This window comes from Chitinophaga sp. 9-1-y (assembly GCF_059511905.2).
Genome location: NZ_CM197955.1, coordinates 1008222 through 1032565 on the forward strand (window position 1 = coordinate 1008222; position 24344 = coordinate 1032565).

The 24344-nt window shown below is 46.5% G+C and carries 21 protein-coding genes; 15 read left to right on the top strand and 6 right to left on the bottom strand.

Annotated features, from left to right (window positions below; all coding sequences use genetic code 11):
* Window positions 1-65: 65 nt before the first annotated feature.
* The 9 genes from AC5ZC7_RS04000 (at window position 66) to AC5ZC7_RS04040 (ending at window position 7546) form a co-directional block, all read left to right on the top strand.
* A complete protein-coding gene (locus AC5ZC7_RS04000; protein ID WP_496162002.1) occupies window positions 66-815 on the top strand; it encodes a hypothetical protein in 750 nt (249 codons plus the stop codon).
* Window positions 816-839: 24 nt separating this feature from the next.
* The gene (locus AC5ZC7_RS04005; RefSeq protein WP_496162001.1) at window positions 840-1691 is read left to right on the top strand and encodes a fumarylacetoacetate hydrolase family protein; all 852 of its coding nucleotides are present in this window, start codon (window positions 840-842) and stop codon (window positions 1689-1691) included.
* Between the two features lie 5 nt (window positions 1692-1696).
* Entirely contained in the window at window positions 1697-2026 is a 330-nt protein-coding gene (locus AC5ZC7_RS04010; protein WP_079468948.1) for an L-rhamnose mutarotase, read from the top strand.
* Window positions 2027-2135: 109 nt separating this feature from the next.
* Window positions 2136-2963 carry an amidohydrolase family protein gene (locus AC5ZC7_RS04015; RefSeq protein ID WP_496162000.1) on the top strand — a complete coding sequence of 276 codons (828 nt, stop codon included), beginning with the start codon at window positions 2136-2138 and terminating at the stop codon, window positions 2961-2963.
* Between the two features lie 20 nt (window positions 2964-2983).
* Window positions 2984-3766: an L-fucose dehydrogenase gene (locus AC5ZC7_RS04020; RefSeq protein WP_496161999.1), complete on the top strand. Its 783-nt coding sequence runs from the start codon at window positions 2984-2986 to the stop codon at window positions 3764-3766.
* A 60-nt stretch (window positions 3767-3826) separates the two neighbouring features.
* A complete protein-coding gene (locus AC5ZC7_RS04025) occupies window positions 3827-5065 on the top strand; it encodes an MFS transporter (protein WP_496161998.1) in 1239 nt (412 codons plus the stop codon).
* 67 nt (window positions 5066-5132) lie between these two features.
* Complete coding sequence (locus tag AC5ZC7_RS04030) at window positions 5133-5894, top strand: MbnP family protein (RefSeq protein WP_496161997.1); 762 nt, start codon at window positions 5133-5135, stop codon at window positions 5892-5894.
* Window positions 5887-6933, top strand: coding sequence for a cytochrome c peroxidase (locus tag AC5ZC7_RS04035; RefSeq protein ID WP_496161996.1), 1047 nt, complete (start codon window positions 5887-5889; stop codon window positions 6931-6933). The genes AC5ZC7_RS04030 and AC5ZC7_RS04035 overlap by 8 nt, the downstream gene beginning before the upstream one ends.
* Before the next feature lie 238 nt (window positions 6934-7171).
* Window positions 7172-7546, top strand: a complete 375-nt coding sequence (locus tag AC5ZC7_RS04040) for a hypothetical protein (protein ID WP_496161995.1) — start codon at window positions 7172-7174, stop codon at window positions 7544-7546.
* A gap of 447 nt (window positions 7547-7993) precedes the next feature.
* Here AC5ZC7_RS04040 and AC5ZC7_RS04045 read toward each other — a convergent pair whose 3' ends face one another.
* From AC5ZC7_RS04045 to AC5ZC7_RS04060, 4 genes are all read right to left on the bottom strand, one after another.
* Complete coding sequence (locus tag AC5ZC7_RS04045; protein WP_496161994.1) at window positions 7994-8569, bottom strand: DNA-3-methyladenine glycosylase I; 576 nt, start codon at window positions 8567-8569, stop codon at window positions 7994-7996.
* On the bottom strand, window positions 8557-10758 hold the full coding sequence (locus AC5ZC7_RS04050; RefSeq protein WP_496161993.1) for a DUF4954 family protein: 2202 nt from the start codon (window positions 10756-10758) through the stop codon (window positions 8557-8559). The genes AC5ZC7_RS04045 and AC5ZC7_RS04050 overlap by 13 nt, the downstream gene beginning before the upstream one ends.
* 138 nt (window positions 10759-10896) lie before the next feature.
* A complete protein-coding gene (gene glmS, locus AC5ZC7_RS04055) occupies window positions 10897-12732 on the bottom strand; it encodes a glutamine--fructose-6-phosphate transaminase (isomerizing) (RefSeq protein WP_496161992.1) in 1836 nt (611 codons plus the stop codon).
* A gap of 267 nt (window positions 12733-12999) precedes the next feature.
* Window positions 13000-15369, bottom strand: a complete 2370-nt coding sequence (locus tag AC5ZC7_RS04060; RefSeq protein WP_496161991.1) for a prolyl oligopeptidase family serine peptidase — start codon at window positions 15367-15369, stop codon at window positions 13000-13002.
* Window positions 15370-15471: 102 nt separating this feature from the next.
* Between AC5ZC7_RS04060 and AC5ZC7_RS04065 the strand changes: the two genes are divergently transcribed.
* Window positions 15472-16005: a histidine phosphatase family protein gene (locus AC5ZC7_RS04065; RefSeq protein ID WP_496161990.1), complete on the top strand. Its 534-nt coding sequence runs from the start codon at window positions 15472-15474 to the stop codon at window positions 16003-16005.
* A 178-nt stretch (window positions 16006-16183) separates the two neighbouring features.
* On the opposite strand, the gene mgtE is transcribed toward AC5ZC7_RS04065, so the two are convergent.
* Window positions 16184-17560: a magnesium transporter gene (gene mgtE, locus AC5ZC7_RS04070; RefSeq protein ID WP_477074704.1), complete on the bottom strand. Its 1377-nt coding sequence runs from the start codon at window positions 17558-17560 to the stop codon at window positions 16184-16186.
* Between the two features lie 57 nt (window positions 17561-17617).
* Window positions 17618-18496 carry a bestrophin family protein gene (locus tag AC5ZC7_RS04075; RefSeq protein WP_496161989.1) on the bottom strand — a complete coding sequence of 293 codons (879 nt, stop codon included), beginning with the start codon at window positions 18494-18496 and terminating at the stop codon, window positions 17618-17620.
* Between the two features lie 125 nt (window positions 18497-18621).
* Here AC5ZC7_RS04075 and AC5ZC7_RS04080 point away from each other — a divergent pair, with 125 nt between their 5' ends.
* The 5 genes from AC5ZC7_RS04080 to hutI all read left to right on the top strand — a co-directional run bounded on the left by AC5ZC7_RS04080 (window position 18622) and on the right by hutI (window position 24344).
* Entirely contained in the window at window positions 18622-19023 is a 402-nt protein-coding gene (locus tag AC5ZC7_RS04080) for an SET domain-containing protein-lysine N-methyltransferase (RefSeq protein ID WP_496161988.1), read from the top strand.
* Between the two features lie 263 nt (window positions 19024-19286).
* Window positions 19287-19766 (top strand): MarR family transcriptional regulator, encoded by a 480-nt coding sequence (locus AC5ZC7_RS04085; protein WP_496161987.1) that lies wholly within the window; start codon window positions 19287-19289, stop codon window positions 19764-19766.
* 26 nt (window positions 19767-19792) lie between these two features.
* Window positions 19793-21361, top strand: a complete 1569-nt coding sequence (hutH, locus tag AC5ZC7_RS04090; RefSeq protein WP_496161986.1) for a histidine ammonia-lyase — start codon at window positions 19793-19795, stop codon at window positions 21359-21361.
* Window positions 21339-23012 carry a urocanate hydratase gene (gene hutU, locus AC5ZC7_RS04095; protein WP_496161985.1) on the top strand — a complete coding sequence of 558 codons (1674 nt, stop codon included), beginning with the start codon at window positions 21339-21341 and terminating at the stop codon, window positions 23010-23012. The genes hutH and hutU overlap by 23 nt, the downstream gene beginning before the upstream one ends.
* A gap of 102 nt (window positions 23013-23114) precedes the next feature.
* On the top strand, window positions 23115-24344 hold the full coding sequence (gene hutI / locus AC5ZC7_RS04100; protein WP_496161984.1) for an imidazolonepropionase: 1230 nt from the start codon (window positions 23115-23117) through the stop codon (window positions 24342-24344).

The following is a 24344-nucleotide window of genomic DNA, read 5'->3' on the forward strand; positions in this document are numbered from 1 at the left end:
TGTTCAAAGTGCGGACGATTACCCGTATCTTTCAAGTTATTCATTCATTAATTTTTACTTACATCATGCAACATTTTCGAATAGGGCTTGCCATTGCAATCGCCGTATTATCTGCTTGTAACTCAGGAAATCAAAATGCAAATGGTAACACAGCAAATGAAGAAGCCGCTGTACATCCTGCCACACCAGCTGGAACCATAGATGTTACCATTAAGGACCGCGACAAGGATACCTCGCAGGTAACCATTAAGTTTAAAATAAACGGTCAGGAAAAAGAAAAGACCTTTGAACAAAGCCTGTTGAAAGGCGCTGCAGAGGCAGACCTGTTTAAAGTGCTCTGGGACGCTCCCAACAGTGCTTATGTAGGCGTTATGAAAGCGAATCATCAGCCACGTTATTATCATGCTTCTATCAGTGATAAAAATGACCTGAAAATATTATGGTTTGCTTCTCCCGATAAACGTATCTGGAGCTACATGGAAGATAGCATGGGATTGGGTAAAATAGCCGCCAGCGGTGAACTGCTGCAACAATATAAAAAGAACTTCCAGTCAGGAAAAATCCTGGCGGACTTCATTGCCAACATCAAACCAGGTACCACCGCGGATAACGTTGAATTGTATGTGGAATATGGTGGATTTAATAAAACAATGACAGTCCCTGTTCCTAAAGGATCTAAAGCAGTGATTCAGCCAACAGCAGCGCAGGATCATGTGTATTTCTCTTTTGTAACAGACAACAAAGCAGAGCCGGTAGTAGACCTGCATGTGGAAAACGGAAGACTCCAGATAAAAGCATTGAAAGAATTAAAGTAAGCATAACAATCAAAAAATATTGAAATGAAACTGATCAGGTTTGGTTTACCGGGAGAAGAAAAACCGGGCGTTGTAACAGATGCAGGCATGTTTGATGTGAGTGCATTTGGAGAAGATTACGGAGAAAAATTCTTTGGTACCGATGGGCTCAACCGCCTGTCCAAATGGTGGGCAGCACATGCGGGTGAGTGTCCGCAGGTACCTGCTGGTACCCGTCTGGGACCACCGCTGCAACGTCCATCCAAGATTATCTGCATTGGTTTGAACTATGCAGATCACGCAAAGGAAACCAACGCAGCTATTCCGGTAGAACCAATTGTGTTTTTCAAAAGTACCTCCGCACTGGTAGGACCTAATGATGACCTGGTGATTCCACGCAACAGCCAGAAAACAGACTGGGAAGTGGAGCTGGTAGTGGTGATCGGTAAGAAAACCAGCTATGTGGAAGAAAAGGATGCCCTGGACTATGTAGCCGGTTACTGCCTGCACAACGACTATAGCGAAAGAGCCTTCCAGATCGAAAGAGGCGGACAATGGGTAAAAGGAAAGAGCTGCGATACGTTTGCTCCCCTGGGCCCGTGGTTAGCCACCAAAGATGAAATAGCTGATGTCAACAATCTTCGTTTATGGCTCACCGTAAATGGCCAGAAAATGCAGGATGGTAACACTTCTAACTTCATCTTCAATGTACCATTTGTAGTGTCTTACCTGAGCCAGTTCATGACCCTGCTCCCGGGAGATGTGATTTCTACCGGTACACCAGCAGGTGTGGGTCTGGGTATGAATCCACAGGTATTCCTGAAAGCGGGTGATGTAATTGAACTGGGTATTGATGGTCTGGGTACTTCCAAACAAACGGCAGTAGCTTATAAATAAGAATTATGAAAAGATATTGTCTGGCATTAGACCTGGTAGATGATCCGCAACTGATCAGCGAATATGAAGGTTATCACCGCAACGTATCTGCTGAAATTAAGAAGAGCATCACAGATGCCGGTATTACTGTAATGGATATTTACCGTGCTGGTAACCGGTTGTTTATGATCATGGAAGTAGACGATACCTTCTCTTTTGAACGTAAAGATGCCATGGATGCCGCTAATCCTGCCGTAAAGGTATGGGAGCAGCTGATGTGGAAATACCAGCAGGCATTGCCGGTAGCGAAAGAAGGAGAGAAGTGGATTATTATGGATCAAATCTTTGCATTATAAGGCAATTACGAATTACGAATTACGGAGTTGTGGGTAGATTTTGACAAATAATCTTCCTATTGATCTTCGCTACAGGCTCGTAATTCGTAATTCGTAATTTTTTCTTTATATGGTTATTGACGCACACCAACATTTCTGGCAATATGAGCCTATCCGCGATGCCTGGATAGATGAATCCATGCAGGTAATCCGCCGGGATTTTTTACCGGAAGATCTGACGCCCGTGCTGGAACAAAACGGTGTTCATGGTTGCATTGCCGTACAGGCAGACCAGTCGCCGGATGAGACCGCCTTTTTATTATCGCTTGCAGACAAGCACGATATCATTAAAGGAGTGGTAGGTTGGGTGGACCTTCGCGCCGATAATATTAACGAACAACTGTTACAATATGCGGCCCATCCTAAGTTGAAAGGCTTCCGGCATATTGTACAGGGAGAAAAAGATAACCGGTTTATCCTGGGAGAACATTTTTGCCGTGGCGTAAAAGCATTGGCACAGCACCAGTTCACCTATGATATTCTTGTATATCCGAAACAGTTACCTGCAGTAGAAGAATTTGTATTGCAGTTTCCGGAGCAGGCATTGATCATCGATCACCTGGCCAAGCCCGATATCAAAGCCGGTGAACTCCAGGCATGGGCCGCACATATGCGCCGTATTGCACAGTCGCCGCACGTATACTGCAAGTTGAGTGGCCTGGTAACAGAAGCCGACTGGCAGCAGTGGGAGCCTGCGCACTTCACACCATTCCTGGAAGTGGCGCTCGAAGCCTTTGGAGCAAATCGTTTAGTATACGGCTCCGATTGGCCCGTATGCCTGTTGGCTGCGGAATACCACGAGGTGAAAGGAATTGTAACAGATTTCATCAGCACCTTATCAACAACAGAACAAAACCAGATAATGGGAGGAAACGCACTCTCATTCTATCATCTATAAAAAATAATATCATACTAACTATGGATTTAGGATTACAGGAGAAAGTGATTATCGTTACCGGCGGCGCTAAAGGCATCGGAGAAGCAATATCCCGGCTGATCACCGCTGAAGGTGGCATTGCAGTAATTGCTGGCAGAAGCACGGCAGATAACGAAAAAACAGTGAATGAAATTATTGCTGCCGGTGGTAAAGCCCTGGCGGTTACTGCAGAACTGGGGAAAGTGGAAGATTGTCAGAAAGTGATCGCTGAAACTGTAGCTGCGTATGGTAAAATTGATGGCCTGGTAAATAATGCCGGCGCTAATGATGGGGTAGGACTTGAAAATGGTAGCCCGGAAAGATTTATGGCATCGCTGCAAAACAATCTGTCGCATTACTATAACCTCGCTCATTTCGCATTACCTTACCTGAAAGCCACCAAAGGCAATATCGTGAACATCGGCTCTAAAGTAGCCAGCACCGGGCAAGGTAATACCAGCGGTTATGCGGCTTCCAAAGGTGCTATTAATGCACTGACCCGTGAGTGGGCCGTGGAAATGCTGCCGTATTCCATCCGTATCAATACCGTGATTCCTGCAGAAGTATGGACGCCACTGTACGAAACATGGATCAACTCTTTACCGAATCCACAAGAGAAACTGGCTTCTATTACCGCTAAAATTCCGCTGGAAAAAAGAATGACCACGTCAGAAGAAATTGCGAATGCCACTGTATTCCTGCTGTCACCACGTTCATCACATACAACCGGACAAATAGTATACGTAGATGGTGGTTACACTCATCTCGACAGATCCATCAGCTAAGCATAAAGAGCCAACACACGTTATCATTTTACATTCACCTGAAATATTAAATTCTTCGTTATGGCCGGAGGCGCAGTAAGTAATTCCACCTATACCAGCAATACTAATACCGGTGCAAAGCCGGGTAGCTATCTGTTCCCGTTTATTTTGGTGACCAGCCTGTTCTTTTTATGGGGCCTGGCTTACGGGCTGCTGGACGTGCTGAATAAGCATTTCCAGGAAGTGCTGAACATTACCACCAAGCGTTCCACTTTATTACAGGGCGCCTATTTTGGTGCTTACTTCCTAATGGCACTGCCAGCGGGTATGTTTATGAATAAATTCGGTTATAAGAAGGGGATTATCCTTGGTTTGTTGCTTTATGCAACCGGTGCTTTCCTTTTCTATCCGGCTGCAGGTGCACTGAATTTCGACTTCTTTTTGCTGGCGCTGTTCATCCTGGCTTGCGGATTGGCCTGCCTGGAAACGGCTGCTAATCCTTATGTAACCGTATTGGGTGCTAAAGAAACTTCTGAGCAACGTTTAAATTTATCACAATGCTTTAACGGGCTGGGATCTTTCCTTGGTCCTATCATTGGCGGTAAATTGTTTTTCGGTAGTGGCAAAGGAGATCTGACTACCGTACAATTGACTTACATCGCTATCGGCGTAGTAGTATTACTGATTGCAGGATTCTTCTACAAAACGCCTTTGCCTGAAATTAAAGAAGCAGAGCAGGAAGGCAAAGAGGTAATGGAAGATACCCGCCCGCTTTTTGCACACCGTCATTTTGTACTGGGTGTTGTAGCGCAATTCTTTTATGTGGCTGCACAGGTAGGTGTGGGCGCTTTGTTTATCAACTATGTAACAGCTTACTGGCATGGCATTACTACTGAAAAAGCCTCTTATCTGCTGGCAGTAGGCATGGCACTGTTCATGGGCGGTCGCTTTGTGGGTACAGCACTGATGCGTAAAGTTGCACCAAATCAATTGCTGGCTATCTATGCATTTATCAACGTGGCCTTATGCGCCTTTGTGATGACCGGTAGCGGTGCCGCTTCTGTATACGCATTGATCGCGGTGTTTTTCTTTATGTCTATTATGTTCCCTACCATTTTTGCGCTGGGCGTTAAAGACCTGGGAAAACATACCAAACGCGGCGCTTCTTTCCAGGTAATGTCTATTGTAGGTGGTGCCTCCGTTCCTTATGTAATGGGCATCGTAACAGAGTGGCAGTCACTGGCTATCTCCTACGGCATTCCTACTATCTGCTTTGTGATCGTATTCCTTTACGGCTGGAAAGGATATAAAAGGGTATAGATCCGTCACTTCTTTTTAATACTTAATCCGCAAAATCATGTAACTTCCTTATACAAAAGAGGATTCCATGGTTTTGCGGTTTTTTATTTCCTATGCTTGCTGGTTCCTGCTGGTAAACGCCTTGTTTGCGCAGTCGCCGCGCCCTGCTGGTCCGGCAGTGACTACCCTGCAATTGTCGGTTACCCATGTAGTAGGAGCACAGCCGCTGGTAAGAAAAACCGTTACGTATACCAATCCTTCCGGAGAACCATTTACGATTACCCGTTTCCGTTATTTCCTCAGTAATTTTTCCTTAGAGTCTGTTAGTGGGGAGAGGGTGGTGTTGCCCGTTACTTATTTCCTGGTAGATGATGCGATTGACACCACTAAAATAATCCGGTTAGATAGTGTGCCTGCAGGCCGTTATAAAAGCATTCAATTCCTGGTTGGTGTAGACAGTATCCGCAATATGAGCGGTGTGCAATCCGGTGCACTAGCCGTAGAATCGGGGATGTTCTGGACCTGGAACAGCGGATATATTATGGCACAGCTGGAAGGACATTCACCCGTTATCAATACGCCCATGAAAGAGTTTTTGTTTCATGCCGGCGGTTATAAATCAAGAGACCAGGTGTTGAAATATGTATCCCTGCCCTTTTCCCAAACGCTGACTATTGCAGGGAGTAAACAACCTCGCGTACATCTCACGGCTGATGTGGCAAAGTGGTTTTTACCGGATACGGTGAGCTTTAAAAATACCGTGGTGATCATGGCGCCGGGCGTAAAAGCCAGGCAGGTGGCAGGAAACTATCAGCATATGTTCAGCATAACGGGTGTTACCAATGACTAAAGGCATCTACATAGTAGCCATTTTCTGTGGGTGGTTGCTCCTGGTACAAGCGGGGGCAAAGAAGAAAACTGCCGAAGGCCCTGAACCGTATCTACTGCCATTGCCGGCCAATTTCCCTAAACCGGTATACGACTTCTCCCGCAACCCACTTACCAAACAAGGCGTAGCGCTGGGGCGGTTTATGTTTTATGATTATCGCCTTTCAAAAGACAGCACGGTGTCCTGTGGCTTCTGTCATCAGCAGTTTGCAGCCTTTGGTCATTTTGATCATGCGCTGGCACATGGGGTGGCCGGGCAACAGGGCACCCGCTCAGTCCCCGTGTTGTTTAACATGATCTGGCAAAAAGCATTTATGTGGGACGGAGGGGTGAATCACCTGGAAGTGCAACCGCTGACGCCACTAACAGACCGCAACGAAATGGCAATGGACCTGAAAGAGCTGCTGCAAAAAATGCAGGCAGATCCAGACTATCGTCATAAATTCAACGCCGCTTTTGGCTCGGAAGAAATCACCAGTGAACGGATGTTCAAAGCATTTACGCAATTTATCGCCACCATGGTATCTGCCAGTTCCAAATATGATAGTGTCGTGTTGAAGCTACCGGGTGCGGTTTTTTCAGAAGAGGAAAAAGCCGGGTACACTATCTTCCAGGAGAAATGCGCCAGTTGTCATAAAGAACCCCTGTTTACGGATCTTACCTACCGGAGTAATGGATTGCCTTATCTCCCCGCTTTAAATGACGTGGGTCGCATGAAGATCACCGGCAACACCGACGATAATTTGCGTTTTAAGGTGCCTTCCCTGCGCAATATCCTGAAAAGCTCCCCTTATATGCACGATGGACGTTTCTTCGATATTTACCAGGTTTTTGACTTCTACGATCATGGTGTGCAGGTAACTGCTACCACCGATCCATTAGTCAAGAATGGGATTCCGTTATCGGATAGAGAAAAACGGCAGTTGTATTTCTTTTTGAATACGCTGACGGATAACGCGTTTATTAATAACCAGGGGTTGAGTGAAGTGTTGATTGAGTAGTGTATATTTAGTTTTTTCTTTAGAATAAAGGAGTTAATTCCCTGAATGTGATAACCCTTACTTGCTGATTTTCGGTTATTGAGTTGAAGTTTTATCCAAAGAATAACCCATGAAAAGAATCAGCAAAACACGATTATTAATTTGTTCGCAATTGCTTTTTTGAGTTCTCTCTTTTTGTCAATCAAAGCTTATCGATAACAAGCAGACAAAAATATTATTTAAAAAAGTTGGAGAGCTGATGGCGGCACCAATGCCAGAAGATACACAGTGCACCGCTTATTCAACAATAACCTTTCACATTCGAAACGGAAAGATGCTGGATAGTATTGACTATTCAAGAAATTTACCGCAAGGATTCATAGATGAGTTGGCGCGGGTGATTCCCTTTTACAAAGAAACCAATTGGAAGTATGCAGCCCCAGGCGGCGGTCCTAATTTTGAAGTTTATCAACCCTTTGTATACTATTATTATTACCTGATTCCATGCCCGGACTCCATTCCTGATAGCCAAATGAAGAAAATGTTAAAAGAAGATATAGGTAAAAATATGGTGAGAATGCCAACATTTCAATTACTCCCGATGCGACTGAGAGCCTATGAAATTCTTCGTTGATTCAATGATGCAACGGGTCAATACAATGGGAATTATAATTTGTATATTATTCAAGAGATTTGCCACATGGCTTCCGGGAGGAGTTTGCCAGAGTGATCCCTTTCTATAAGGAGACGGATTGGATGCATGCAGCTCCGGGCGCTGGCCCCAATTTTGAAGTTTACCAGCCATATGTATACTATTATTACTACCTGATTCCATGCCCGGACTCTATTCCTGATAGCCGAATGATGAAAATGTTAAAGGAAGATATAAGGAAGAATGTGGTGAAAATACCAACATTTCAGTTACTGCCTATACGCATGAGAGCTTATCAGGTACTCCATTAGTGATATAGCTTTTCAATGGATGACTAGTCCTGAAAACGGTATCAGGTATTTAGGACTAGTCATCAGTGTTTTGAAGTATTGTGAACGTTGTATAGGTTGAAGTTAGACTCACCAATACTTACTTCTTTTTCGCCTTCTTCCAGCACTCCTCCAAATGATCATCTACCATCCCTACTGCCTGCATATACGCATAACAGATAGTAGATCCCACAAACTTAAACCCACGTTTCAGCAAATCCTTACTCATGGCATCTGATATCGCTGTTTTAGCAGGTACGCCAGACATGCTTTTGTAATGATTCACGATGGTGGTATGGTTCACGAATGACCAGATGTACTGATCGAAGCTGCCGAACTCTTTCTGTACTTCGAGAAAAGCTTTCGCATTGGTGATAACGGAATTTATTTTCAGGCGGTTGCGGATGATGCCTTCATTTTGCATCAGTTCTTCCACCTTTTTTTCGTCGTATTTCACGATTTTTTTTACATTCCATTTATCGAATGCTTTGCGATAGTTTTCTCTTTTGGTGAGTACGGTATACCAACTCAGGCCGGCCTGAGCCCCTTCCAGGCAAAGCATTTCAAAGAGATGCTGGTCGTCGTGATTAGGGACGCCCCATTCTTCATCGTGGTAGTCCTGGTATAGTTTATCTTTGGTAGACCAGGCACACCTTGTTTTTTCTACAGTTCCCATTCTCCTATAATTTGGTTAACCTTTGATTTATAGGTCTCAAGATCGGAAATTGTTTGGTTAATGAAGCTATTATCTTCCAGGCTGCCGATGACGGCATTCATTTCTTTTTCGCTTTCATACGTCATTTGACGGAAAGGATTTTTATAGTCTTTTTCCCTGGAACGTTTTATTTGTCCGGTGATCCATTCCATGGTGGTGGCAGACTCCTGCATCCATTGCGCTAAATCTGCAGTGGTCATGCTTTTAAGGGTGGTTTCCTTAATTTCGAGTAAACATGCAACAGCATGTTCCAGTTTCTCTGCGGCATAATCGTTGCCTATTTCCTCGTAAGCGGCATGCAGTTGTGGCCAGCCATTGATCTTGTTCTTTTTTATTTTTGTTTTCAGCGTGGCAACGGTTTCCGCTTTCATCAGCTGTCCGCCTATGTTGAGCCAGTCGCCGCGCTTGGCGGTTTTTACTGCTGCCTGTAAAGCGAGGAAGGATGGCTTGTTCGCCGCGAGGATATTTTTGATACCGTATAGTACAATCATTTCGCGGAACAACGGATAGGCGCGGTGGATTTTCAGCAGTTCCACTTCCCGGGAGCTGTTCTCCATGCCTTTGGTGAGGATTTTTAATTGGGCTACTTCTTCCAAATTATTCTTTAATAATTCTTTCCCTTTTTTGCGTATATCCTTTTCCGTTAGTTCTTTTTTGGATGTGTTTTCAGGTAACGCGTACCAGGCTTTCCCGGTGGCTGTTTCCATAATAGCGAGCGCCTCGAACATTTCCTCCACGGAATCGGGCGCCAGGTAGTCGTATTCTATCTGTTGTATTTTTTCGGTGCGTTTATCACGGTCTACATACTTCCAGGAGTTCCTGGCAATGGCATACATATTATAAAGGAACCAGTAGCCAGGCATCACTTTCAGGCGGTTTTCATGCTCATCATTCACCACTAAACTGAATGGAATGGGGATGTGCAGTTCCGACATGTAATTACCTTTGGAAATAAGTGTGAAGCTGGCAAACCGGGAATTATGTTTGAGGCTTACACAAAGGCCCGGCCAGAACCCTCTGCCGGCAATGATTTCACCATCTGCGCCGCGGGAGTTGTGATTGGAGCCAATGGTGGCACCGGCAGCCATATTACTCTGGCCCATAATCAATGCGGCGCAAAGGAAGGAGTTATTATGATGTTGTTCGTGTGCGGGGAATATCAATGAATTCAACACTTCGCAACAGGAAATGGTGGCGTTGTTACCCAGGTAGGAGTTGATCAGCCGGGCGCCATACTTCAGTTGTGAGTGCGAAGCCATTACAAAACGAACGGCCTTCACGCCATAGAAAACACGACAACCATAGCCCACCACGCCATTCACCATTTCGCAGCCTTCCCCGATTTGTGAGGAAGCTTCGCTGTTACTGTTGATGGTAAGGTTTTTCAGCTTGTTGGCGCCTTTCAGATAGGCATCAGTACCAATGGTAACATCCTTGATCATTTTACAATTCTTGATCACGGTGCGATCACCTACCATACCATAGTAACCACGCCTTTTATCGAATTGTTTCTCAGTAAATAATTTAAACTGCTGCTGTAGCTGGATGTCATCGCGGTAGCGGGTCCACAGGTAAGCATCTCCGGGGAGCATACCATCAAATGGCATCACGCTTCTGCCGCCATTTTCATTACATAGTTCCATCCAGATGCGGCCACTTTCATTTTCACCTTCTTTCAAAATACCATTACCAAATTTGGCATAGTCCGTTGTCGCCATTTCGTTTACATTGGCTACAATCACTTCATTACCGAGTATATAGTGAGAAAGATAGTTCACATTATGCACTACTACATTGTCGCCAAAGTCGCAGGCACAGATGGTACTGTTATACAGCCCTACCGGCATGCGCAGGTTGTGAAATTCGAGATAGTAGGGCTCCAGCTTACCGATACGAACCATGCCAAAAAAATGGCAGTGTTGTACCAGTTGAGGATTGAATTCATTGGACACAAAAATAATATTCCAGTCGTCGGAAGTGTTGTCATTGCGAACCAGCGCCTCTACTTCATATGCGGTTAATTTCCTGTACTGATCTTGTCTGCTCCATTGTTCATTACGGAGATAATATTCGTCTTTTCCTTTCGGTAACGTGGCTTCAATGAAGTTATACCCCAGCTCGGAGAGGGGTCTTTTTTGGATATTATTCATGAGGAATTTTTTTGAGGGAATTACGAATTACAAATTACGAATTACGGATTTGTGAGAAGATGGTAAACGCGATGATTAACTTCGCTATATCTACCCACAAATTCGTAATTCGTAATTTGTAATTCGTAATTCCTTTACCTATTCTACTGTAACAGATTTTGCCAGGTTCCTGGGTTTATCTACATCCAGGCCTTTTAATACGCCGATATGGTAGGCGAGCAGTTGTAAAGGAATGACAGAGATGATAGGGGCTACCATTTCATCTGCCGCAGGCACAAAAATAACGTCATCCGCCATAGGAGGAATGGTGTTGTCGCCTTCTGTTACTACTGCTATTACCTTGCCTTTACGGGCTTTAATTTCCTGTATGTTAGACACTACTTTTTCATAGTAGCTGTCTTTGGTGGCTACAATTACCACGGGTAAATGTTCATCTACCAGTGCAATGGGGCCATGTTTCATTTCTGCTGCAGGATATCCTTCTGCGTGGATGTAGGAAATTTCTTTCAGCTTCAATGCGCCTTCCAGGGCTACCGGGAAGTTGTATCCGCGGCCCAGGTAAAGGAAATCACGTGCGTCTTTATATTTAGCTGCTACCTGTTTGATCTGGTCGTCCAGTTTCAGGGCGGTGGCTACTTTTTCTGGTATTTGTTCCAGTTCGTCCAGCAGGTGCTGGAAGCGTTGTGTGGTGATGGTACCTTTATCGGCAGCCAGTTTCAGACCAACGAGGCACAGCACCGCCAGCTGGGCGGTAAATGCTTTGGTGCTGGCTACGCCAATTTCAGGGCCGGCATGGGTGTAGGCTCCGGCATGCGAAAGGCGTGCAATAGAAGAACCTACTACGTTACAAACACCCAGGATGATAGCACCTTTTTCTTTCGCGCTTTCAATGGCTACCAGGGTATCAGCTGTTTCGCCGGATTGTGATACGGCAATGATCACGTCACCAGGGCCTACTACGGGATTACGGTAGCGGAATTCAGAGGCGTATTCCACTTCCACCGGTATGCGGCATAATTCTTCAATCATGTATTCCGCCACCAGTCCGGCGTGCCAGGAGGTACCACAGGCTACAATGATAATGCGTTTGGCATTACTCAGTACTTCTGCGTATTCCCGCATACCACCCATTGTTAGTGTTCCTTTCTTAGCGTCCAGGCGGCCGCGTAAGCTATCGAAGATGGTTTGTGGCTGTTCAAATATTTCTTTCAACATGAAATGATCATACCCGCCTTTTTCAATTGCTGCGAGCTCTATATCCAGCTTTTGAATGTAGGGGGTTTGTCTTTCATTGGAAATGTTTTTCAGGATCAGTTCATCTGCTTTGATGATAGCGATCTCGTAGTCGTTTACATACACTACTTCTTTGGTGTATTCCACAATAGGAGAGGCATCTGATGCCAGGAAGTGTTCTCCTTTACCCACGCCAATTACCAGCGGGCTGCCTTTACGGGCGGCAATGAGGGTATCCGGATTTTCTTCATCTATCAGTACAATCACATAAGCGCCTACCACCCGCTTTAAAGCAATGCGCAGGGCTTCTTCCAGTGAACACTGATTCTGCTTTTTAATTTCTTCAATGAAGTGTAACAATACTTCTGTGTCGGTATCACTCTGGAATACATGGCCCTGTTTTACCAGTTCCTGTTTGAGTTGTACATAGTTTTCGATAATACCGTTGTGGATCATGGCCAGTTTGCCATCGCCGGATAAGTGGGGGTGGGCATTGCGATCGCAGGGCTCACCATGTGTAGCCCAACGGGTATGACCAATGGCGATATGACTGCGCATATCCTTGCCTGCCACGAATTCTTCCAGGGCAGCCACTTTGTCTTTTCGTTTGTATACCTGCAGCCCATTGTTAATCAGGGCTACACCCGCGCTGTCATAGCCGCGGTATTCCAGTCTTTTGAGGCCTTTCAATACGACCGGGTAGGCTTCTCTCTGCCCGATGTAAGCTACTATTCCACACATAAGGTTTTTGGATTTGTGCTAAGGTTTATCATTGCAATATCGCATTAATTGTTAAAATCACATCAGGAAATGTGAATATTGTTTAAGTTAAGATATGGTCAGCATAGCATTCTACACTACATTCAATGTAAAATGAAAAAGGGAACACAGAAAACGATTCCGGTAAAGATTAAGATAACTTAATATTCACCGGCATCATTCACTGTGTTCCCTTTTCTATTTCCTTTATCGCGTGTCTACTAAATAAAAAAAATTAAAAATGCTCCATTATTTCAAGAGCGCACTCTCGAATAACAAAAGTATTCTTTTATATTCATCTGTCCAGCTACTGGGCGTAATAAATCCATGATCTTCTACCGGATACACGGCCAGTTCCCAGTTATTTTTTCCCAGTTCAATTAAACGTTGTGATAAACGTACGATGTCCTGGAAGTGTACATTGGTATCTACCATACCATGGCACATCAGTAATTTGCCTTTGAGTCCATCCGCAAAATAAATAGGCGAAGAGCGGCGATAGGCAATACTGTCTGTAAATGGTTCATTCAATATGTTGCTGGTATAACCATGGTTATAATGTGCCCAGTCTGTTACTGAGCGTAACGCCGCTCCTGCTGCAAATACGCCGGGTTTGGTAAACATGGCCATCAGGGTCATGAAGCCACCATAACTACCACCATAAATACCGATGCGTTGCGCGTCCACGTGCAATTTTTCTGCCAGATATTTTGCGCCATCAACTTCATCGTCCAGGTCTTTGCCACCCATATAGCGATAGATACCGGTCCGCCAGTTACGGCCATAACCGGCGCTGCCGCGGTAATCCATGTCTAATACGGTATATCCTTTGTCGGTAAGCAGGTTGTGAAACATATATTCACGGAAATAGCTGCTCCACCATTTATGCGCATTTTGCAGGTAGCCGGCACCATGTACAAAGATCACGGCTGCGCCATTGTTCTTTGCAGGATCAGGCGTATACAGGCGTGCATATACAGGTTGCTGGTCGCGGGCCAGGAAGGTGATCACCTGGGGATCGCGCCAGTGGTACGTTTTGAACTCGTCCGACTGTGCCAGCGCTGTTACCTGTACTGCTTTACCGCCAGGCGTATTAGGCTGCAGATACAGTTCCCAGGGCTTGTTGGAATAGGAGTAGCGGAAAGCAATCCATTTTCCATCAGGCGACATGCTCACTTCGTTGGCGCCGGGAAGACTGGTAATCCTTTCTGCCTTGCCACCGGTGATGCCTACACGATAAAATTGTTTTTCCCCGGGATGCACTTCATTGGTACTGATATAAAAATATTTTTTATCCGGAGATAACTGTGCATCCTGTACTTCATAGTTACCGCTGGTGAGCTGGGTAACGGCGCCGGTGTTGACCTGGCTGGTATACAGGTGTGAATAACCGCTGGCTTCCGACTGGAACCAGCAGGTGTTTTCATCTATCCAGCCAATATTGCCGCCGCCTTCTGTCCAGCCGATACCAGGACCGGCTATCCAGGCTTCGTCCCGTTGACGGTTCAATGTCTTTAAAGTACCCGTGGCAGCATCCAGCAGTACTATCCAGCGATCTTTATTATCGAGCGAGCGGACATCCACTACGGCATGGGTGCCCTGGTCTGACCAGTAAGGACCGTTTACCAGTACGCTTCTGACTTGCGGACTATCTTTTCGCGTATAGTCTTTTACGTAATCGGGCTGGTCTTTAATCCCCGGCAGTGTAGTGGTATTAACAGATAATACGGTATCTGCCTGCCGGTCGTAGATATAGCTTTCATAGCTGCCCTGGGGGGAGCCCACCTTTTCACGGGTAGGAATATCTTTCGTGTAACCGGAGGCTGTTACAAATTCTGGTACAATGGTGCTGCCGCCATCTGCCGGGGCTGTGAAAAGATGATAGGTGATGAAACGGCCATCCGGACTGATTTGCAGGTTAGTCAGTTGCTTCCCCTGCAGGTATAATGTGCGTAATGTTTTATGCTCATGGGCCTTGTTAAAGGCCGTGGCGGCATCTTTTTTAGCTTTTTTGTCCTGGACCACCTGCATCAGTTCCAGTTGCTGTGCTTTCAGGAATTGTTCTTCTGCATTACCGGTCTGCTTTTCGTCCTTTTCTGCCGGTTTATTGCCGGTATTGAAGTTGGTTAGCTGGCTGATAAGCCCCGATGCCCGTTCCCATGCATACAGGTTACGGTTTTGCTGAAACACCACCTGTTTACCCCCGAAGCTGAAGGCCGGGTTGAGGGAAGTGGCCGTGGTATGCGTGATACGGGTGATTTTACCGGTTTTTATCTCCAGTAAATAAATATCCCCTTCATAGCTATAGGTCAGTAAAGTTTTATCGGTATTATAGGTGCCGCCGGCCTGCGCATTGATCAGGGCCCGTTCAGCGGCGGCTGTTTTACGGGGCGTATTGTCTTTAATGCCGGTATAATACAGGGAGTCGGTCAGGTTTTTATCCGGATTCCAGCTGAAATAAACGGTTTGGTTATCCGTACCCCAGAAAACGTTATCTGGAGAAGTTCCTATCCATTTAGGATCGCGCATGATCTTTTCTACAGTGAGCGGGCTTGCCTGTTGGGCATAGATGCGGTTGGCTGATAAAAAAATAATGGCGGGTATTACCCATTTTCTCATAGCGGTTCATTAATTTGTTGGGGAATAAATGTAACGGTTTAATCATAAATTGCCGTAACTTTTGGATGGACGTAGGGCCATCATCTGCTCTAAATCCGGTCTATGCGTATACTGCCTATCTTACTTTCCCTCCTGCTTTTTGTGGCCTGTAAGCCCAAAAGACCTGCCCGGCAGCCAATACCTGTAACGGAAGACACTACGTTTTTAACCGGTACTTTCTACATCGTCAGACATGCTGAAAGGCATCCGGGAGTTGATTCTACCCTGACACCGGCAGGACAGGAAAGAGCGGGCGCCTTATACCGCCTGCTGAAAGACTCCGGGCTGAATAAAATTTACATCACCCCTTATAAACGCAGCATCGCTACCGCCGACAGCCTCCGGATATATCAGCACCTCGATACCTGTATCTATGCAGCAGATACCAGCGGAGAGTCCTTCATTTACCAGGTAACCCGTCATGAAGACTGGGGCAAACGCCTCCTGGTAGTAGGACATTCCAATACGATTATCCCCTTGTTGCATAGCCTGCGGGCTACGCCACGCGTGGATTCTATCGGTGAACATGAATATGACCGGTTATTTATTGTAAGGAAAAATAAAGACGGAACAACCCTGAAGGAAATATGTTACTAGCGAATTTTGTCTGTAAGCAGGATTAGAATGATTATACTGATGCCTGTTTTTGATTTAAAAAGATTTCGGGAAGATCTGAGCGAACAAATTCGCTTAAATCTTCCCGAATCTCTGATAAATCGTATAAAATTGAAATCAGTATAATCAGTCTAATCCCTCTTACAGACAAAATTCACGGCTATAACAAAATTCCTTTCATCAGGGTATAAGCTACGGTAAAGTAAATCAGTAATCCCGTCACATCCACCAGGGTGGCTACGAAAGGAGCAGAAGAGGTAGCCGGATCCGCCCCACATTTCTTCAATACCAGCGGCAACATAGAACCGGAGAGGGTTCCCCAGAGCACTACTCCTACAAGGGAAATGCCTACTGTAGCGCCTATCAGCACCGTATGATCCCCATAGGTATGGAAGAAGGTATTCCATAGCAGGATGCGGATAAATCCAATCATACCGAGGCAGCCGCCTAATATCAGGCCGGAAATGATTTCCCGGCGCATCACCCGCCACCAGTCGCCTACGGTAATTTCACCGAGTGCCATGGCCTGTATAATCAGGGTAGAAGCCTGGGAGCCGCTGTTACCACCACTGGAAATAATGAGCGGTACAAACAGCGCTAACACAACTGCTTTGGCGATTTCATCTTCAAAAAAGCCCATGGCAGTAGCCGTCAGCATTTCTCCGATAAATAATACCACCAGCCAGCCTACACGTTTTTTAATGAGTTTGAAAATAGGCATGTCCAGGTAAGGCTCATCCAGGGCCTCGGTACCACCTATCTTCTGAATATCTTCGGTATGTTCTTCGTTGGCGATCCATAACATATCATCGATGGTCACAATGCCCAACAGGATGCCCTGGTCATCTGCTACCGGCAAGGCTACCCTGTTTTCCATCCGGAAAACCTGGATGGCCTCTTCCTGGTCGTCGTTGGCATGGAGCGATACAAAGCGGTCGTCCATCAGGGTATGCACCACCGTGTCCGGCGACACCAGCAGGAACTCCCGGATCCGGAAATCGTCCAGCAGGTGGCCTTTTTCATCGATGACATATATTACATCAATCGTTTCACTGTCTTTACCATGCTCGCGGATATAGTTCAGCACTTCTTTCACCGTCCATTCTTCCCGGACCGCAATGTAGTCGGGCGTCATGATACGGCCCACACTGTTTTCCTTGTAACCCAGCAGGGAAAGGGTAATCCGTCGTTCTTCCGGATCGAGCAGCTTAATCAGTTCTTTCACAGCCTCACTGGGAAGTTCTTCCAGGAATGCGGTACGGTCATCCGCCGGCAACTCATTCATGAGTTCCGCTATTTTGCCCGCCGATAAAGTGCGGATCACATCTTCCTGTAATGGAAAATCCAGGATACGGAAAGCCGCTGCCGCTCTACTGATCGACAGGTTATTGATGATGACATCTGCCTGATCGGGATCCTCGTGAATCAATTCGGCTATATCCGTTATCAGCTGGTCATCCAGGTATACCGACAGTTCACGGTAACTTTTCTCATCTGTCAGTGTCTGGAATTTTTCCAGTAAAGCTTCATTTTCCATGTACAATTGCCTCTATCTGCGAAAATAAGTTAAAATAGCACGCTGCCGGGACAGTCGTTATAATAATTCTGATACGTGCAGGCGGATATTGCTGCAAATGGTATCAATGGGCAGATCATTGGCATCTTTACCAAACGGATCTTCAATTTCTTCTGCAATCAGCTCCAGGCTTGCCAGTACAAAGAAGATAAACACCACCATCGGGATGATCAGGTAACCCAGACTAAATACGTACGCAAAAGGCATGGTCATGATATAGAAGAAAATAAATTTCTTTATGAAAACACTGTAGGAGAAGGGGATAGGGGTGTTCTTGATCCGCTCACAGGCGCCGCATACGTCTGCAAACGACTGCAGTTCTGGATTCAGCAGGATCAGCTGATCACCGGTTAACTGCCCGTTACGGTACAACTCCATGGTTTTACTGGTCATCAACTGTGCCAGCTGATTAGGTACATGCTTACTGATATCCATGTGCAGCGATTCCTGTCCGGGTAACACTTCCATCTCATTTGACAGGTAGGTTTTGCGCAAATGATTTTTCAGGCCATAGGCAAAGTTGGGAATCATCACTTTGAAGAAGTGCCTGTCGGCGTGGTTATCCGCAGGCAGCATGGCCTGTATTTTCATGGCCAGGTTGCGGCTGCTGTTTACCAGCGCCCCCCATTGCCGGCGGCCCTCCCACCAACGGTCATAAGCGGTATTGGTCCGGAATACCAGTAGCAGGGAAATCACGAAGCTCAGCAACCCATGCATCAGCGATATCTTGGAAACCTCACTGTTGGCCGACAACTTCCATACTTCCAGCTCCAGCCATGCAATCAATCCCGAATAGATGGAAAGCGCGATGAACATGGGAAACAGCTTTCTTACTGTGTCTGCTTTATGAATGCGAAAAATAAAGGTAAACCACTCTTTCGGGTTATAATTAATCATATGTATTGCTTGATGTTCCGCAAAAAAAATAATTTCCGGGCCGCAAACCTAAATTTTTTAAACATGATTTTGATAACTTCTTCCTTTAACTTTACTTTACGTCTTCTATTATTTGAAATTGAGCTATGATTAAGCCATACTTGTATGTTGATAAGTCTAAGGGAAGAGGCAGAGGAGTGTATACCAAAGAAAATATTCCGGCCGGAACAAGAATCGAAACTTCCCCTGTACTTGTCCTTTCTTTTGATGATACAGAAATTGCGGATCAAACCAGACTCCATAATTATCTTTTTCTTTGGGGCGCAAAAGAAACACGTTCCTGCGTAGCGCTCGGCTTCTGCTCTATTTACAACCACGATTATCAGCCCAACTGTGAGTATGAAATGGACTTCAAGGAAGAAACCATGAGTATTATCACCCGCCGCGATATCAAAAAAGGAGAAGAACTGTCCATTAACTATAATGGTGATGTGACCGATACCTCTCCGCTGTGGTTTGATATCAAGAAGAAAAAAGCCGCCAAATAACAGGAATTACGAATTACGAAGGACAGAAAATGTAATGAATATTAACTGCCAGCCTGCGTATTTCGTCTTTCTTTTACTAAATTGTATAAGTGCTTATATAATTTATTCACCGTGATTATATTTCCATTTTTCTTTCGTAATATTGTATAAGCACTTATATAAATTTACCAACAAGAATTTATGGATACAGTCTTTGGAGAAATATAAAAACATTCGCTTATATCTATCCTTAACTCGTAATTCGTAATTCGTAATTCTTTCCCATGTCGTTCTATCCATCATTAGGCTATCTTGTTTTCGGCAGCCGCCTGCGCCGCCTGAGTGAATACTTCCTTATGGAAGTGAATAAAGTATATGAACAGGCTGGGATTCCCTTTGATGCCAGCTGGTTTCCGGTATTTTATCTGCTATCCAAACAACAGCCGATATCTATGATAGAGATATCCGACCAACTGGAAATTTCCCACTCCGCCGTGAGTCAGATGGTCACCAACCTCAAAAAGAAAGGACTGCTGAAAACCACGCCCTGCAAAGAAGACGGACGTCGCCAGCTGGTGGCATTCTCCAAAAAAGGAGAAGAACTCCTGCAACAGATCCAGCCCGTTTGGAAAGCCATCACCGAAAGCATGGAAGCACTGGTCATGGAAAATAAACAAAGCCAGCAAATACTCGCCGCCATTGCACAAATAGAACAGGCCGTACAGCAAACACCACTATCAGAAAGAATAAAACAACAGCTATAATCATACACCAAAAAAATTGACTGACCATGAGTGATATTTTTAAGTACGGTATAGACCAGCTCACTGTGGCCACCGCCATCGATATTGCGGCAGGCAAAGTGAAAGGGATTCTGGTACCGGAAGTCATTACCCGTGTACAAACCAGCTTCGGATATGTACAAACTATCGTAGCACAGCATACGACGGTATACGGTATCAACACCGGATTTGGTCCCTTGTGTGATACTAAAATTTCAGAAGAAGATACCCGCGCCCTGCAGTATAACATCCTGCAAAGCCATAGCGTAGGCGTAGGAAATCCTATTCCGGAAGAAATTGCCCGCATCATGCTCATCACCAAAGTACATGCGCTGGCACAAGGCTTTTCAGGGGCCGCATTATCTACCCTGGAACGTATCATCTGGCATATAGATCACCAGGTAACACCACTGGTGCCCGAAAAAGGCTCTGTAGGCGCTTCCGGCGATCTTGCGCCTTTATCACACCTGTTCCTGCCATTAATTGGCCTTGGCCAGGTATACTATAAAGGACAGCAAACCAGCACTGCGGCCATGATGCAACAGGAAGGCATTGCCCCGATAGTACTCGGCCCTAAAGAAGGCCTGGCGCTGATCAACGGTACACAGTTCATCCTGTCGTTTGCTGTAAAAGCGGTACAACGCCTGCACAACGCACTGGAAGCGGCAGATATCATCGGCGCGTTATCACTCGAAGGACTCATGGGCACTGCTAAACCTTTTGATCCCCGCTTACATGCCATCCGTCCGTTTCCCGGCAACCAGCTGGTGGCACACCGCCTGAAAGCCATGCTGGATCATTCCGAAATTATGTCGTCACATGTGGACTGTGGCCGTGTACAGGATCCTTACTCCCTGCGCTGTATGCCGCAGGTGCATGGTGCTTCCCGTACTGCCTGGCAACATCTGCAGCAACTCACTACCATAGAGCTGAACGCGGTTACCGATAACCCGATTATTTTCAGTGCAGAAGATACCATCAGTGGAGGTAACTTCCACGGCCAGCCAATGGCCTTACCGCTGGATTATGCTACCGTAGCCGCTGCGGAACTGGGTAATATCTCTGACAGACGTTGTTATATGATGATTGAAGGAAGATATGGACTGCCGAAATTACTGATCCAGGACGCCGGTCTGAACTCCGGTTTCATGATTCCTCAATATACTACCGCCGCCCTGGTAACCGAAAATAAAACGCTGTGTTTCCCTGCCAGCGCGGATAGCGTGCCTACCTCTCTCGGCCAGGAAGACCATGTATCCATGGGTTCCATCAGCGGTCGTAAACTGAACCAGGTTATTGATAACCTGGAATATATACTGGCAATTGAATTGCTGTATGCTGCGCAGGCAGTAGATTTCCGCCGTCCGCTGAAATCAGGCCCGGTGCTTGAAGCCGTACATCGGTACACCCGCGAAAAAGTAACCTTTGCAGACAAAGACCGCATCTTCGCCTACGACATCGCCGCTTTACATACCATCGTCAAAGATCAGTCACTGGTGCGCGTAGCCAACGAAGCTGCGGCCCAACATCAACTTAACTTAAACGGAATTTATAATGACCAGTTCGGACTTTATTAAAACATACGCAGCGCACCCACATTATAAAGCTCCCCGTGGCCCGCAGCTGCACGCCAAATCATGGCAAACCGAAGCGCCTTTGCGCATGTTGCTTAATAACCTGGATGCCGAAGTAGCCGAAAACCCCGATGAACTGGTGGTGTACGGCGGTATCGGTCAGGCTGCACGTAACCGGGAATCACTACAGAAAATTATTGAAATATTACTGGAGCTGGACGATCACCATTCTTTGCTGGTGCAATCCGGCAAACCAGTAGGGATTGTCCGTACCCATCCGCAAGCGCCCCGCGTAATGCTGGCCAACAGTAACCTGGTACCTAAATGGGCTACCTGGGAACACTTCAACGAACTACGTGCAAAAGGATTGATGATGTACGGCCAGATGACTGCCGGCAGCTGGATCTATATTGGTACACAAGGTATCCTGCAGGGAACCTATGAAACCTTTATGGAATGCGGCCGTCAGCATTTCAATGGCAACCTCGCCGGCAAACTGCTGGTGACCGCCGGTATTGGCGGTATGGGTGGCGCGCAGCCTCTGGCTGCTACCATGGCCGGTGCGGTGTTTATCGGCGCCGACATTGATCCTACCCGCATCCAGAAAAGACTGGATACCCGCTATATTGATCGCATGACTTATTCCTACGAGGAAGCCATCCAATGGGCGAAAGAAGCCCAGGAAAAAGGAGAGGCTCTATCTATCGGTTTGGTAAGTGATGCCGGCGATATGCTGGAAAGGATGTTGAAAGATAACATCATCCCTGATATCCTCACGGACCAAACTTCTGCCCATGATCCGCTGAACGGCTATGTACCTAACGGTATGACGCTGGCAGCAGCACTGGCCCTGCGTAAAAGCGATGCCGTGAAGTATCGTGAGCTGTCGCTCAAAAGTATGGCCCGCCACGTAAACCTGATGTTGCAGTTGCAGCAAAAAGGTGCCGTGACCTTCGACTATGGTAACAACCTGCGTGAGTTTGCCCGTGAAGGTGGTGAACCTAATGCATTCAACTTCCCGGGATTCACCCCGGCCTATATCCGTCCGCTGTTCTGCGAAGGAAAAGGGCCCTTCCGTTGGGTAGCACTCTCCGGTGATCCTGAAGATATTTATACTACCGACCAGGCGCTGATAGAAGCATTCCCGGAGAATACCCACCTGATCAACTGGCTGAAGGAAGCCAGGGAGAAAGTGGCCTTCCAGGGATTACCCGCCCGCATTTGCTGGCTGGGACTGGGTGAAAGAGAAAAAGCCGGCCGTATTTTCAACGAACTGGTGAGAACCGGTAAAGTGAAAGCGCCGATCGTGATTGGTCGCGATCACCTCGACTGTGGCTCTGTGGCCTCTCCTAACCGGGAAACAGAATCCATGAAAGATGGTTCTGATGCTGTGAGCGACTGGACCCTGCTCAACCTGATGGCCAATACCGGTGGCGGCGCTACCTGGGTATCGTTCCATCACGGTGGTGGTGTAGGGATGGGCTACTCTCAACATGCCGGCATGGTGGTACTGGCCGATGGTACCGACCGTGCAGCTGAATGCTTAAGCCGCGTGCTGTTTAATGATCCGGCCCTGGGTATTTTCCGTCATGCAGATGCCGGTTATGAAAAAGCGCAGGAGTGGGGAAATAAATTCAACATCAATATTTACTAAGCTGTTGGCTTTTAGCTTTTAGCAGTTAACCTATAGCGGATGGTTATTCGCTAACTGTTAACTGTTAACTGCTAAAAGCTAACAGCTAAAAGCCAATAGCTCATGAAAACCTTACTAGGTCCATTTGCACAGATACTTCCTATGACAGGGTTGTCGCTGAAAGGCACGTTGCAGGACGAACAGTTAACGGTAATAGAAAAAGGCGGGGTAGTATTGGAAGATGGAGAAATCATTGCCGTAGCGGACTATAAGTCGTTGCTCAAAAAGTATCCGGACAGTGAGATTGCCTTTATAGATACGCCGATGGTGTTGTTGCCGGGCTTCATCGACTGCCATACACATATCTGTTACGATGGTACCCGCAACCGCGATTACGCCATGCGTATAGCCGGTAAAAGTTACCTGGAAATAGCGCGTGCCGGTGGGGGGATATGGGATTCTGTGACTAAAACACGTATAGCCGATATCGTTACCCTCACCGAAAACACGGTGGCCCGAGCTAACCGTCATTTGAAAGAAGGCGTAACCACCATAGAGGTGAAAAGTGGCTATGGGCTTAACCTGGAAGGGGAGTTGAAAATGTTGCGTGCCATACAACAGGCGGGTATGCATACGAAAGCGACCCTGATCAGCACCTGCCTGGCTGCACACATGAAACCCCGTGATTATGCCGGTACAGAAACGGAGTACCTGCAATGGGTATCCGGAGAACTGCTCCCTTTATTACAACAGGAGCAGCTGACCAACAGAGTTGATATTTTCATAGAAGAAACGGCCTTTTCTGCCGCCGCCGCTACGGTATTCCTGGAACAGGCCATGCAGCAGGGCTTTGCCGCTACGGTGCATGCCGACCAGTTCAGCGCCGGTGGGGCGGAGGTAGCAGTGAATACCGGCGCCTTATCTGCCGACCACCTGGAAGCCAGCAATGAAAAAGAAATTGCTTTACTCGCAAATTCAAATACAGTTGCCGTAGTTTTGCCAGGTGCTTCATTAGGTTTGGGGATGCAATATGCACCCGCCAGGAAGTTGCTGAATGCGGGGGCCAGTGTGGTCATCGCCAGCGACTGGAACCCCGGATCCGCGCCTATGGGCGATTTGCTGATCCAGGCTGCCATAATGAGTGCCGCAGAAAAATTATCCACAGCAGAAGTGCTGGCAGCGCTTACCGTAAGAGCTGCCCCCGCATTACAGTTGAAAGATGCCGGCATGATACTGGCCGGATACGCCGCAGACCTGCAGGCATATCCTACCAACGACTACCGCGACATCCTGTATTACCAGGGAAAGATGAAACCTGCTATGGTCTGGAAAAAAGGAGAATTAGTATCGTAA